The 541-nt window shown below is 47.3% G+C and carries 1 protein-coding gene; it reads left to right on the forward strand.

Features of this window, described 5'->3' with window-relative positions; genetic code table 11:
- The coding region (gene mraW, locus ACS8FC_RS20350; RefSeq protein ID WP_439298119.1) for a 16S rRNA (cytosine(1402)-N(4))-methyltransferase at positions 1-438 on the forward strand (438 nt) is incomplete at its 5' end.
- Positions 439-541: the final 103 nt, after the last annotated feature.

Genomic DNA, 541 nt, shown 5'->3' on the forward strand with positions numbered 1-541 from the left:
CAGATGGATAGCTATGAGTCTACGCTTGAGCTGGCAGAGGTGATCAAAGTGGCGCATCCCAATTGGCAGCGCGGCAAGCACCCAGCCACACAAAGCTTTCAGGCTATGCGTATTTTTATTAATAATGAGCTGGGCGATGTCGACGACTTTTTAGCGCAAAGTATTGCTATCTTAAAGTCAGGCGGACAGCTTGCAGTGATTAGTTTTCACTCACTAGAAGATCGCCGTATCAAGCAGTTTTTGCAGCGTCATAGCAAAGGCCAGTATCCAGAAGATGAAAATCTACCGATGCCGCCCAATCGTCCACGTTACTTTAGCAAACCTAAACGCGTTGGCCCAAGCAAAGCTGAAACGAGTCAAAACCCGCGCGCGCGCAGTGCATGGTTGCGTATGGCAACTCGCACCGACACAGAGTATCAGCAGACGGCCGCGCCATAAATCATGGATGAAAACACTGAGCAAATCGCATATGATTGCTATTGTTTGTCTGAATGATGCATAAATGTCTTAATCGCTACGCCACTGTTAAAAAGCTGTAAAT

The sequence above is a fragment of the Psychrobacter sp. 1Y4 genome (genome assembly GCF_051847555.1).